This window comes from Sphingomonas aerolata, assembly GCF_023935825.1.
Lineage (GTDB): Bacteria > Pseudomonadota > Alphaproteobacteria > Sphingomonadales > Sphingomonadaceae > Sphingomonas > Sphingomonas aerolata.
The window spans coordinates 3,978,989-3,991,634 of sequence record NZ_CP098762.1 but is presented as its reverse complement, the minus strand read 5'-3'; the positions used below and the strand labels follow the sequence as shown (position 1 = coordinate 3,991,634).

The window sequence follows — 12,646 nt, the reverse complement described above, 5'->3', positions numbered from 1 at the left end:
AAATCCTACGACAGCCCCAAAGCGAAAGCTTCGGGGCTGTCGTCGTTTGCGGTGTCCTTCGCCGGTCGCGACAGACCACGCGACAAAAATGCCGAACCGGCCGTGCCGGTGCGGGTGTTCGTTTGTGGAATCCCGGCATCAGGATAATGCTGCCGCACGGCGCGCGCGCTATCGTCGGTATCGCTTGATTGCGGGCCCCAGGGGGGCAGATGATGCTCCGGATCGGTGAAGGGCCACACGATCCCGGTGCGTGGGGCAGGCCGGTGACCGACCTGCCCCTGTGCTCGTTCAGAAGCGCATCGTCCCGCCGAAGGCGACGGTGCGGCCGCTGACGGTGTTGGTCATCACCCGCTTTGCGGTGCCGTCGGCATATTGGACGATCGGCTCGTCGGTGATGTTGATCACGTCGAGCGTCAGCTTGAACCGCGGTGTCAGATTGACATAGGCCGAGGCGTCGAGGTTCGTGGTGCCCTTGATATATTCGCCGATATTGCCGTTGCCGCCATCGCCCCAGCGATAGCGCGACCGGGTCGCGATCGAGCCGCGCGCGCCCCAGCGATCGGTGTCGTAATAGAGCGTCGCGTTCGACGAGAATTTCGACAATGTCGGCAGCGGCAGGCGAACCGGCACCCCCGCATAGAAGACGTCGGTCGACCCGCTGGCGACCGTGACGTTGCCGAGCACGCCGAGCTTGTCGAACGGTGCGGGCAGGAAGTCGAAGTCGCGCTTCGCGGCGACCTCGATCCCCTTGATCGACGCGCCGGGGCCGTTGATCGGGCGCGTATAGTTTACCAGCACCGCAGGGTCGACGCCGACGGGCAGCAGCGCCGCGGGATAGCCGGTCGAGGCATAGGACACGAGCCGCGTTTCCGACGTGATGTACGAGTCCATGTGCTTGTAGAAGGCACCGATTGCGAGCGATCCGCGCGTGCCGTCATAATATTCGAGCGAGGTTTCGATCGAATCGGCGATGAACGGCTTCAGATTGGGATTGCCGGCGGCGATCGTGCCGCCGAACGAGGCGAGGTTGAGCGTCCCGGCCGCGCGCATGTCGCTGAGCGCAGGGCGGCTCAGATTGCGATTGCCGCTCAGCCGGAAGACGATCGACCGGCTGAGGTCGAAGGCAAGGTTCGCCGCGGGCAGGAAACCATCATAGCGGTTGGTCACGCTGACCGGGACGAGTGCGCTGCCGACCAGCGCGGTCCCCGCGGATCCGAGATCGGTATGGTAATAGCGCACGCCGACATTGGCGCGCAGGCCGATCGCGCCGAGCCGGGTGGCGAGGTCATATTGCAGATAGGCGCCATAGGTCCGTTCGGTCAGGTCATAGGCGGTGCCCGCGACGGTGCTGTTCGCGTCGACGGTCATGCTCTGACCGAGCAGCGCATAGGTGCCGGCGACGTCGCCGATGACATAGGGGGCGAGCGTGCTGTCGGTCAGGACGCTGGTCGGGACGTCGGGCACGCCCGGCTTGTTCTCGTAGCTGGGCGCGACCTTGCGCTGCCAGCCACCATTGGTGAAGCGCTTGAACCCCGCACCCGCCTTGATCGTCGACCCCGTGGCGACGGTCCAGGCAAGCTCGGCCTTGCTGTTGTAGAATTCGCTCTCGATCCGGTCGGCGCGGGTCTCAAGGCCCTGCAAATCCCATTGCGACGCGTCGGTGGTGTCGAAGCCATAGTCGGTCCGCGGCGACGCGGTGTTAAGCCCCGAAAAGGAATAGCTCTTGCCGACCGCCTCGAGATAGACCTGAGCATAGCGCGACGCGAAGGTCGATCGCGACCAGCCGCCCAGGACGTTGAGCGTCAGGTTGCTGGCGAGATCGGTATGCGCGTTGAGCGCGGCCTGCCAGAAGGTCGTCTGGTCATGCGTCACCTTGGATTCGGTGCGCATGTCGACGCGGTCGAACGACGCGCCGACGATGTCGTTGAAATCGTCGAAGGTGACGCCGGTCAGCAGCTGCGTGCCGGTCACGTTGTTCGCGGCGACACCGTTGGTCCCCGCGGCGCCGATCACGCCCGAGCGGCGGTCGTTGTTCAGCCGGCCATAGAGCAGGTCGAGCGAGACATCGGTGCGGTCGTCGGGATGATATTGGAGCGCGGTGGTGACGCCGAGCCGTTCGCGCTTGTTGAAGAAGGTGGCGTAAGTCTGCGCACGGCTGTTCCAGACGCGCGCGGCACCCGTCGCACCCACCAGGAGCGCGCGGTCCGCCGCGGAGACGGCGGGCCCGACATTGGCCGCGCCGAAATTGATCTGCGACCAGTTCCAGTTGCGATAGCCGAACTCGACGGTCTCGGCGGTGCTGTACGCGACCGAGGCGAGGACGCCGAAATCTCCCCAGCGGTCTGATATCAGACCGACGAGGCGCGGTGTGACGGTCTTGGTATATTGGTTCGCCTGGCCGCGGGCGGAGGCGACGACGGTGAGCCCGTCATAGTCGAACGGCTTGGCGGTGTGCAGCCCGACGGTGCCGCCGATGCCGCCCTCGTCCTGCTGCGCCGCATAGGATTTCTCGACGACCACCTTGTTGAACAGCTCGGACGCGAAGATGCTGTAGTCGAACGCACGCGATCGGCTGACCGACGAGCGGCTGTCCAGCCCCGACGAGGTATTGGTGAGCACCTCCATGCCGTTCAGCTGCGTGCGGGTGAAATCCGCGCCCAGGCCGCGTAGCGAGATCTGGCGACCCTCGCCGCTGTCGCGGGTGATCGCGACGCCGGGGATGCGCTGGAGCGCCTCGGCGAGGTTCTGGTCGGGAAACGCGGCGATGTCCTGCGCCAGGATCACCTCCTGCGACCCGGTTGCGGCCTTCTTGATCTGCTGCGCCTTGGCGACGCTCTGGCGGTAGCCCCGGACGACGATGTCGGCACCGTCATCGGCGAGGGGGTCAGGCTGCGTGGCCTGCGCGATCGCCTGGGCTTCGGTCCCACCGAGCGCCGCGGCAGGAACGTATGCCGTCGTCACAGGCCCCATGTGCCGCGCGACGGTGACCGTGCCGCCGACGATCCTGCCGTCGACCGCGCTGCCCGCGGTGATCCGCGCGAGCGCCTGTTCCGCGGTCATCCGCCCGCGCAGGCGCTGGCTGCGTGCGCCCTGTAGCAGCGACGGCGACGTCGCGAGCTGCAGCCCGGTCAGCCGCGAGAAGGCGAGGAGCGCGTCGGCGAGACCCTGTGCGGGAACGTCGAAGCTGAACTGGCGTGGTGCCGGTGGTGCGGTCTGCGCAATCGCAGGCGCGCAGACAAAGCCGGACAGTGCGACGGACGCGAGCAGACGCCGCGCCAGACGAATTCTATGAAACATGATTTCCCCCCGAGATGGTTCGAGGACAAGACGGGCAGGCGCCCGGAAACCCGACAAAGTATTTGGTTTCAGTTATATGACACTGAAGTCTGATGCAGGTCGGTGTGTATACTGACGGTGGCGCTGCGCAATTTGGGGGATCGGGCGGCGTCCGCGCGAACTCCTTGGCGCACCCTCTCCGAAATTGTCACAAACGCGGCCTAGGTCGCCGGGATCAACAACCCGGACGAGCCATGCCCGCGACGCTTCCCCAGATCGACACCCGCGCGGGCGAGCCCGCGGTCGAGGACTGGCGCGCGATCGCGGCGACTCTGAGCCGCTATGTCCGCGCGCGGACCAGCCGCGTCGATGTCGTCGAGGACGTCGTGCAGGAGACGCTGTCGCGGCTGGTGCACCAGGGGCGCGTGCAGAAGCTCGTCAGCATCTATGCGCTGGGCTTCCGGATCGCCGCGAACCTGCTGGTCGACCATCATCGCAGGGACCGCCGCTATGTCGCCGAACGCGCGGAGGAGCCCGTCAGCCAGGCGCCCCTGCCGGACCGCGTGCTGGTCGGCCGCGAGGCGGTCGCGATCCTCCGGGAGGCGCTCGACGCCATGCCGCCGCTGCGCCGCGACGTGCTTGTCCGCCGCCGTTTGCAGGGGCAAAGCTGCGCGGCGATAGCGAGGGATCTGGGGTTGAGCCCGAAGGCAGTCGAGAAACACATCACACGCGGCCTGGCAGACCTTCACAAGGCGATGCCGGGAGAGGCGATCGCGTGCGGACGCGGGCGATGAGCCGCGAAAGCCAGATCGCCGAGGACGCGGCCGCCTGGATCGACCGGCTCAACCAGCCGGCGTTCGATGCCGCGGCGGGGCCGGATTTCGATGCGTGGATGGCAGCGTCGCCGCGGCACCGCGCGGTCTTCGCCGAGATGCAGGCGCTCTGGCAATCGGAGGCGCTGGTCGAGGCGCTCGGGACCGCGGCGTGCGCCCCTGCGGCCGCGATCCCGCCGGCCCCGCGGATCGATGGCGCGCGTCGCGGTCGGCGATCGGCGCCGCGACTGGCCGCTGCTGCCTGCGCGATGCTGGTCGCGATTCTCCTGCTCGTGCCGATGCTGGCGACGACGCGCTATCGCACCGGCCCTGGCGAGAGCCGCACCGTCGTGCTCGCGGACGGGTCGCGTGTCGATCTGAGCGGCGACACCGAGCTGCGCGTGCGGATCCTGCCGTGGCACCGCGGTGCCGAGCTCGTCCGCGGCGAGGCCTATTTCGACATCCGCCACGAACGCAGCCGGATGTTCCGGGTCGCGAGCGGCACCACGTCCGTCCGCGTGCTGGGCACCGCGTTCAACGTCGATCGCCAGTCGCCGACGCGCACCGCGGTGGTCGTCTACCGCGGTGCGGTCGAGGTCGGCGTCGCCGGGGAAGCGGATCTGGTGCTGCACAAGGGCGACGGCGCACGCGTCGTCGACGGGCAGGTCACGGCGCAACCGCGCATCGCGGCGAGCGCGCCCGAGTGGAAGTCGGGGTGGTTCGAGGCGTCCGACGTTCCGCTCGCGGTGCTGATCGGCAAGGTTCAGCGTTACTCGGCGCGGCCGATCCTGTTGGAGGATCGCGGCCTGCAGGCGCTTCCGATCAGCGGCCGCTTCCATATTTCCGATACCGACCGCGCATTGCAGGCGGTGCAGGCGGCCTATCAGGTCGATGTCGCTTACGGGAAAGACGCGATCGCCATCCGCCCGGCGGGTGAGCGCGGGAATCCGTAGGATCGCCGCCGCCCGTTCTTTTGTCTGTCGGGTTTTGCCCCGCTGCTCCGTCTTTCCGGCATAGCAGGTCGCGCTGCGACGCCGGTCGGGCGCTGCAGGCGCGCGCTGCCGCAGGGAGTGTCCTTATGGCTCAGTTCGATCGCCGCAATCTGGTCAAGGCCGGCCTCTCGCTCGCAATGCTGGGCGGGGCGGGGGCGCCGCGGTTGCTGGCGAAGGCGACGTTCACGCGCGATCCGTTCACGCTCGGTGTCGCCTCCGGAGACCCCTGGCCCGACGGGTTCGTGATCTGGACCCGGCTGGCGCCCGAGCCGCAGACCCCGGACGGCGGCATGCCGCCGCATGATGTTCCGGTCCGCTGGGACATCGCCGAGGACCCCGGTTTCCGCAAGATCGTCCGGACGGGATCGGCGGTCGCCGACGCGGCGCTTGCGCATTCGGTCCATGTCGAGGTCGACGGGCTGCGATCGCACCGCCCCTATTGGTATCGCTTCCTCGTCCAGGGTGCCGGATCGAGCCCGGTGGGGACCGCGCGCACCGCGCCTGCGGCGGGCGCGTCGCTCGACCGGCTGCGGCTGGCGATGCTGGGGTGCCAGGATTTCGAGACGGGCTTCTTCACTGCCTATGCGCATGTCGCGCGCGAGCCCGATCTCGACGCGGTCTTCCATTATGGCGACTATATCTACGAGATGGCGACCCGGACCGAGCCCAGTCCGCGCAAGCACCTCGGCACCGAGACCTATACGCTCGACCAGTATCGCCGCCGCTATGCGCAGTACAAGGCGGATCCCGACCTGCAGGCGGCGCATGCGGCGGTCGCGTTCATCATGTCGTTCGACGATCACGAAATCGACGACAACTGGGCGGGCGAATTCGACAAGGACGGCAACCCGCCGCCGGTGTTCGCCGCGCGCAAGGCCGCGGCGTTGCAGGCCTGGTACGAGCACGTCCCCGTCCGCCGCGCGCAACGGCCCGGGACCGGGCGCGCCTATCGCCGGTTCGATTACGGCACGCTGGCGCGGATGCACGTGCTCGACACGCGCTCGGCCCGCAGCGATCAGCTCTGCGAGCGGCCCGGGATCGCGCGGGGCGAACTCGACGCCTGCGTGCCCGTCGACCAACCGGGGCGCACGATGCTGGGGGCGGCGCAGGAGCGCTGGCTCGACGACGGGCTCGCCAATGACGCCCGGTGGAACTTCATCGCGCAACAGGTGCTGTTCATGCCCTATGACGCGCGCAAGGACGGCGCGACGACGCCGGTGGTCGGCAAGGACAATTGGAACGGCTATCCGCTCGCGCGGCAGCGGCTCGTCGACGGCATCGCGCGGCGCGGGCTGACCAATGTCGTGATCGGCAGCGGCGACCTGCACCAGAATGTCGTCGGTTCGGTCCCGCGCGACGCGAACGACCTTGGCGGTCCCGCGATCGCGACCGAGTTCCTCGCGACCTCGATCTCGTCGGGCGGCACCGGCGGTGCGCGCTATGCGGGCGAGACGCGCGCGCTCGACCATAATCCGAACGTCAGCCTGCTCAACAACCAGCGCGGCTATCAGCTGTTCACCGTGACGCCGGACCGCTGGCTTGCCGAGGTGAAGGTGATGGATCAGGTCGATCGGCCGGGCGGGTCGATCTCCACCTTCGCCAAGTTCGTGGTGGACCCGAAACGGCCCGGGCCACAGCCGGCCTGACGCAGTTGCGCGACCCCGTGCCGACGCTCAGGGGTTCTCGATCGAGGCCTGCGTGTCCGTATGCGGCGCCTCGAACGTCGCCCATTCGCCTTCGCCATCCGGGTCGGGCCGGGGCGGCGGCCCCGCAATGCCGTCGTGATCGGGACGGTCGCCGGTGCGCGCGCGGTGGAGATGGACCTTGGCGATCATGTTCGCCGAAATCGGTGCGGTGATGAACAGGAACAGCGAGATCAGCAGCTCGTGCGCGGTCCAGACGCCGAGCCGGACCTGGAAGAACACGACCGACGCCAGCAACAGCCCGCCGAGCCCCAGCGTCGTCGCCTTGGTCGGGCCGTGCAGCCGCTCCATCGTCGAGGGCAGGCGGACCAGCCCCCAGCTGCCGATCAGCACGAATGCCGCGCCGAGCAGGATCAGCCCGGCGACGACGATCTCGACGAGGCCGCTCATTCGACGATGTCCCCGCGCAGGAGGAACTTGCAATAGGCGATGGTGCTGACGAAGCCGACCATCGCGAGCAGCAGCGCGGCCTCGAAATAGGTGTCGTTGCCGCCCATCATGCCGATCACGACGATCACCGCGATCACGTTGATCACCATGGTGTCGAGCGCGAGGATCCGGTCGGCGAGTGCTGGCCCGCGGTACAGCCGCCAGCCGTTGAGCAGCAGCGCGAGCGCGATGGCGATGGCGGCGATCTGCAACGCGGTGGCGATCATGCGAAGATCCTTAGCAGCGGCGCTTCGTAACGGGTCTTGATCCGCGCGATCTCGGCGGCCGCGTCCGCGACGTCGAGCGCGTGGACCAGCAGGAAGCGCCCGTCGGCGGACACGTCGGACGAGACCGTCCCCGGCGTCAGGCTGATCGTCGCGGCGAGCACGGTGATCGCCTCGGGCGACGACAGTGCGACCGGAACGACCAGCCAGCGCGAGCGGAGATCGCGGTTGCGCCGGAACAGGATCAGCCGCGCGACCTCGAAATTGGCGACGACGATGTCGTAGAGCACGAGGCCGACATAGCCGAGCAGCGCGCGGCCGAAGCGGACGCGCGGCCGATCGGGCCAGAACGGCTCGGTGAACTTGGGCAGGACGATCCCGAAGACCAGGCCAAGCAGGATCCCGCCGACCGTGATGCTGTTCGCCATCAGCAGCCAGACGACGACCAGCATCGCGGTCAGCGCGGGGTGGGGGAGGAGGCGCTTGATCATCGCGTCGCCTCCGTCAGGACCGCCGCCGCATAGCGATCGGGGGCATAGATCTGCGCGGCGGTCGCCTGTGCCTGCGCGGTGGCCCAGCCGGCGCCGAGCGTCAGCAGCGCGAGCAGCGCGAGCAGCGTCGCGGGCGCGATCAGTTCGGCGCGCGACCGGTCCGCGCCTGCGATCGGGTCGGCATCGTCGGCCGCCTTCCAGAACAGCGTGCTGCCGCTGCGGGCAAAGCCGATCACGCCGATCAGCGTGGTGCCCAGCACCGTCGCCCAGATCAGCGGCCATGGCGCGGCAGAGACGCTGGTCTGGAGGATGAACAGCTTGGCGACGAACCCCGACAGCGGCGGCAGGCCGACCGCGGCGATCGTTGCGGCGAGGAACAGCAGCCCCGTCGCCTGCTGCCCCGCAAAGCGCGGGCTGGGGACGATCGCGTCGCCATATTGGCCGCGGCGGCGCAGCGTCACGTCGGCGACGAGGAACAGCGCCGCGCCCGCCAGCGTCGCGTGGACGAGGTAGAACAACGCGGCGGCGGTCGTCGCCTCAGTCCAGCACGATACCGCGAGCAGCAGCGTCCCGGTCGAGCCGAGGATCGCGAACGCCGCCTGTTCGCGCATCGCGCGCGCCGCCAGCACGCCGACAAAGCCGGTGATCGCGGTCAGCACGGCGGCGGGCAGCAGCCAGGGCGCCGGCACCCAGGCGGCGGCGCCCGCGGCATCGCCGAAGATCAGCGGCACGACCCGGATCATCGCATAGACGCCGACCTTGGTCATGATCGCGAACAGCGCAGCGACGACCGGCGCGGTCGCGGCATAGGTGCGCGGCAGCCACAGATGCAGCGGCACGACCGCCGCCTTCAGCGCGAACACCGCGAGCAGCAACAGCCCGGCGAGCCGGATCAGCCCCTGGTCCGCCGCGCCCAGTGCGGCGATGCGCTGGCCAAGATCGGCCATGTTGAGCGTGCCGGTCAGCCCGTAGAGCAGCCCCAGCGCGATCAGGAACAGAGCCGAGCCGACGATGTTGACGACGACATAGGCGACCCCCGCCTTCAGCCGCGCCGCGCCCTGGCCGTGGAGCATCAGCCCGTAGGAGGCGATCAGCAGCACTTCGAAGAACACGAACAGGTTGAACAGGTCCCCGGTCAGGAACGCGCCGTTCAGCCCGAGCAGCTGGAACTGGAACAGGGGATGGAAATGCCAGCCCTTGCGGTCGACCGCGGTGACGACCGCGTGGAGCATCACCACCAGCGCGAGCACCGCCGCGAGCACCAGCATCATGGCGGACAGCCGGTCGAGCACCAGCACGATCCCGAACGGGGCGGGCCAGCCGCCGAGCGGATAAGCGCGGATCGCGTCGTCCTGCGCGATGCCGAACAGCGCGAGCGCGACGACCAGCATCGCGACGCAGCCGGCGAGCGACAGCGCGACGCCGACATGGCGCCGCCGCCGCATCACCATCAGCGTCAGCGGCGCGATGATCGCAGGGATCACGACCGGCGCGATCACGAGATGGTCGAGCAGCGTCATGCGCGATCCTCTTCCGGGCCGGGGACGGCGTCGGCGATGCCGTCGACCTGGTCCGATCCGCTTTCGAGGAAACTGCGCAGCGACAGGATGACGACCAGCGCGGTCATCCCGAAGGTGATCACGATCGCGGTCAGCACCAGCGCCTGGGGCAGCGGATCGGCATGGTCGGTCACGCCCTTGGCGAACAGCGGCGGGCGGTCGACGACGAGCCGGCCGATCGCGAACAGGAACAGGTTCACGGCGTAGGACAGCAAGGTCAGCCCGAGCACGACCTGAAAGGTACGCCCGCGCAGCGCGAGATAGACGCCGCCTGCGGTCAGCACCGCGATTCCGCTGGCGATCAGGAATTCCAGACTCATGCCGATGTGTCCTCCTCGGCCTGATCGCGGTTGCGCGCCGCGCGCTGCGCGACGTGGCTGAGCTGGGCGAGCGCCATCATCACCGCGCCGACGACGACGCAGGCGACGCCCGTATCGAAAAACATCGCGGTCGCCAGCTCGACTTCGCCGATCAGCGGAATGTGGAAATAGCCGAAGCTGCTCGTCAGGAACCGCGCGCCGAAGACGAGCGAGCCGAGCCCCGTCGCGGTCGCGATCAGCACGCCGACCGCGATCAGCGGATGCTCGCCGATCCGGCGGCGGTCGTCGGTCCAGTCGAAGCCCGAGGCGAGATATTGCAGCAGGATCGCGATCGAGACGACCAGCGCGGCGATGAACCCGCCGCCGGGCTGGTTATGCCCGCGCAGGAAGATGTAGAGGCCGACCAGCAGCGCGAGCGGCAGCAGCAGCCGCGTCGCCATCACGAACATCATCGGGTGGCGCTCGGGCGAATGCGGCATGTCGTGCCGCCATTCGAGCAGCCGCCGCCCCGCCGTGCCGCGCGCCGCGGGCTCGAGCAGCGCATAGATGGCCAGCCCTGCGATCCCGAGCACGATGATCTCGCCCAAGGTGTCGAATGCGCGGAAATCGACCAGGGTCACGTTGACGACATTGGTCCCGCCGCCGCCCGGATAGCTGTTCGCCCAGTGGAAGGACGAGACCGTGTCGCGCAGGTCGCGCGTCATCACCGCCCAGGCCGCCCAGCCGGTGCCGATCCCAGCGACCGCCGCCAGCAGCGCATCGCGGCTGCGGCGCGGCAGGCTGGAGAGTTGCGGCGGAACCTTGGGCAGCAGGTGCAGCGCGAGCAGCATCAGCAGGATCGTCACGACCTCGACCGCGATCTGGGTCAGCGCGAGGTCGGGGGCGGAGAGGTGGACGAAGGCGAGCGCGATGACGAGGCCGATGACACTGATGAAGACCAGCGCGAGGAAGCGCTGGCGTTGCATCACCACGACGATGCCGGTCGCGACGACCAGCGCGAACCAGGCGACGACCGCGACCGGCGACGCGGGCAGCGTCGCGCGCGTCCCCGCGGGCAGCCCGCCGGGCGTCAGCGCGGCATCGATCCCGAACGCTATCGCCACCACGAACAGCATGAAGAGATAGCGTTGCAGCGACGGCGCGTGGATTGCGAGCGAGGCGTCGCGGCTGCGCGCGACGATCGCCGCCATCGCGCCATCGAACAGCCGCTTGGCATCGAGCGCCGGCCGGCCGTCCAGCCAGCGCGCGACCGGCGCGCGGCGCCACAGCAGCAGCGCACCGATCACGACCGCGAGCGCACTCATCCCCAGGGCGGGGTTGATCCCGTGCCACAGCGCCAGATCGAGCGCGGGCGGGCTGCCACCGATCACCGCCCCCGTCGCGGCGCGCACCAGCGGCCCGGCGATCGTCATCGGGAACAGCCCGAAACCGAGCGCGGCGAGCACGAGCACGATCGACGGTCCGATCATCGCCATGCCGGGATCATGCGGCGCGGCGACATCCCCCGTCGCGCGACGCCCGAAAAACTGTGCGGTGGCGTAGCGCAGCGAATAGGCGACCGACAGCGTCGCCGCGATCGTCGCGAGCAGGGGCACGAGCCAGGACCGGCCATCGTGCGCGGCATGCAGGCTTTGTTCGAGCATCATCTCCTTGGAGATGAACCCGCCGAGCGGCGGCAACCCCGCCATCGCCGCGACCGCCAGCGTGCCGAGCGTCGCGGTCAGCGGCATCAGTGCGGCGAGCCCGCCGAGGCGACGGATGTCGCGCGTCCCCGTCTCGTGATCGACGATGCCCGCGTTCATGAACAGCGCCGCCTTGAACGCGGCGTGGTTGAGGATGTGGAACACCGCTGCCGCGGCGGCGGCGGGCGTGCCGAAGCCGAGCAGCATCACCATCAGCCCGAGCTGGCTGATCGTCGAATAGGCGAGGATCGCCTTCAGATCATTGCGGAACAGCGCGACGCCCGCGCCGAACAGCATCGTCACGAGCCCGGTCGAGGCGACCAGATAGAACCACAAGTCGCTGCCCGCGAGCACCGGCCACAACCGGGCAAGCAGGAAGACGCCTGCCTTCACCATCGTCGCGGAATGGAGATAGGCGCTGACCGGCGTCGGCGCGGCCATCGCGTGCGGCAGCCAGAAATGGAACGGGAATTGTGCCGACTTGGTGAACGCGCCGAGCAGGACGAGCGTCAGGATCGCAGGATAGAGCGGCGACGCCTGGACGACGGCGCCACGCGTCAGGATCGTCGCGAGCTCATAGGATCCCGCCGCCTGGCCGAGCAGCAGCATCCCCGCGATCAGCGCCAGCCCGCCGCCGCCCGTCACCGCGAGCGCCATCCGCGCGCCCTGCCGCGCGTCGGCCCGGTCGCGCCAGAAGCCGATCAGCAGGAACGACGACAGGCTGGTCAGTTCCCAGAATATCAGCATCAGCAAGATGTTGTTCGACAGCGCAATGCCGATCATCGCGCCCTGGAACAGCATCAGGAACGACAGGAACCGCGCGGTCGGCTCGGCCTTGGCGAGATAGCCCTGCGCATAGATCACGACGAGCAGGCCGATGCCGAGGATCAGCCCGGCGAACAGCAGCCCGAGCGGATCGAGCCACAGGCTGAGATCGAGCCCGAGCGCCGGGATCCACGCGATCCGCGCGGTCAGCGGTGTTCCCGCGAGGACCGCGGGCGCGGCCAGAAGGAGCAGCGCGAGCCCCGCCGCGCTCGCACCGGCGGCGATTCCGACATGCATGCGACGGCCGCCACGTGCGCCGAGCGCCAGCATCAGCGCCGCCGCGAACGGCAGCGCCATCAGGAGCATCAGGGGCATGGCAGATCGTTTCCCGGC

At 68.9% G+C, this 12,646-nt stretch carries 11 protein-coding genes; 3 read left to right on the top strand and 8 right to left on the bottom strand.

Annotation, left to right across the window (positions count from 1 at the left end):
• Positions 1–5 precede the first annotated feature (5 nt).
• Together NEF64_RS18285 and NEF64_RS18280 are read right to left on the bottom strand one after the other, a co-directional pair.
• Positions 6–239: a hypothetical protein gene (locus tag NEF64_RS18285; RefSeq protein ID WP_056408783.1), complete on the bottom strand. Its 234-nt coding sequence runs from the start codon at positions 237–239 to the stop codon at positions 6–8.
• 49 nt (positions 240–288) lie between these two features.
• Positions 289–3,297 (bottom strand): TonB-dependent receptor, encoded by a 3,009-nt coding sequence (locus NEF64_RS18280; RefSeq protein ID WP_056408786.1) that lies wholly within the window; start codon positions 3,295–3,297, stop codon positions 289–291.
• 233 nt (positions 3,298–3,530) lie between these two features.
• Here NEF64_RS18280 and NEF64_RS18275 point away from each other — a divergent pair, with 233 nt between their 5' ends.
• The 3 genes from NEF64_RS18275 to NEF64_RS18265 all read left to right on the top strand — a co-directional run bounded on the left by NEF64_RS18275 (position 3,531) and on the right by NEF64_RS18265 (position 6,726).
• Positions 3,531–4,070 carry an RNA polymerase sigma factor gene (locus NEF64_RS18275; RefSeq protein ID WP_056408788.1) on the top strand — a complete coding sequence of 180 codons (540 nt, stop codon included), beginning with the start codon at positions 3,531–3,533 and terminating at the stop codon, positions 4,068–4,070.
• On the top strand, positions 4,067–5,041 hold the full coding sequence (locus NEF64_RS18270) for a FecR family protein (protein WP_056408790.1): 975 nt from the start codon (positions 4,067–4,069) through the stop codon (positions 5,039–5,041). The genes NEF64_RS18275 and NEF64_RS18270 overlap by 4 nt, the downstream gene beginning before the upstream one ends.
• A gap of 125 nt (positions 5,042–5,166) precedes the next feature.
• The gene (locus tag NEF64_RS18265) at positions 5,167–6,726 is read left to right on the top strand and encodes an alkaline phosphatase D family protein (protein ID WP_056408792.1); all 1,560 of its coding nucleotides are present in this window, start codon (positions 5,167–5,169) and stop codon (positions 6,724–6,726) included.
• Positions 6,727–6,753: 27 nt separating this feature from the next.
• Here the strand turns inward: NEF64_RS18265 and NEF64_RS18260 are convergent, their stop codons facing one another.
• The 6 genes from NEF64_RS18260 to NEF64_RS18235 are packed head-to-tail and all read right to left on the bottom strand — an operon-like array spanning position 6,754 to position 12,628.
• A complete protein-coding gene (locus NEF64_RS18260) occupies positions 6,754–7,173 on the bottom strand; it encodes a Na+/H+ antiporter subunit G (protein ID WP_056408793.1) in 420 nt (139 codons plus the stop codon).
• A complete protein-coding gene (locus NEF64_RS18255; protein WP_031395560.1) occupies positions 7,170–7,439 on the bottom strand; it encodes a K+/H+ antiporter subunit F in 270 nt (89 codons plus the stop codon). The genes NEF64_RS18260 and NEF64_RS18255 overlap by 4 nt, the downstream gene beginning before the upstream one ends.
• On the bottom strand, positions 7,436–7,927 hold the full coding sequence (locus NEF64_RS18250; RefSeq protein ID WP_056408796.1) for a Na+/H+ antiporter subunit E: 492 nt from the start codon (positions 7,925–7,927) through the stop codon (positions 7,436–7,438). Before NEF64_RS18250 ends, NEF64_RS18255 begins: the two co-directional genes overlap by 4 nt.
• On the bottom strand, positions 7,924–9,447 hold the full coding sequence (locus NEF64_RS18245; RefSeq protein ID WP_056408797.1) for a monovalent cation/H+ antiporter subunit D: 1,524 nt from the start codon (positions 9,445–9,447) through the stop codon (positions 7,924–7,926). Before NEF64_RS18245 ends, NEF64_RS18250 begins: the two co-directional genes overlap by 4 nt.
• Positions 9,444–9,806, bottom strand: a complete 363-nt coding sequence (locus NEF64_RS18240) for a Na+/H+ antiporter subunit C (protein ID WP_192003252.1) — start codon at positions 9,804–9,806, stop codon at positions 9,444–9,446. The genes NEF64_RS18245 and NEF64_RS18240 overlap by 4 nt, the downstream gene beginning before the upstream one ends.
• Positions 9,803–12,628: a monovalent cation/H+ antiporter subunit A gene (locus NEF64_RS18235; RefSeq protein WP_056408798.1), complete on the bottom strand. Its 2,826-nt coding sequence runs from the start codon at positions 12,626–12,628 to the stop codon at positions 9,803–9,805. The genes NEF64_RS18240 and NEF64_RS18235 overlap by 4 nt, the downstream gene beginning before the upstream one ends.
• Positions 12,629–12,646 lie beyond the last annotated feature (18 nt).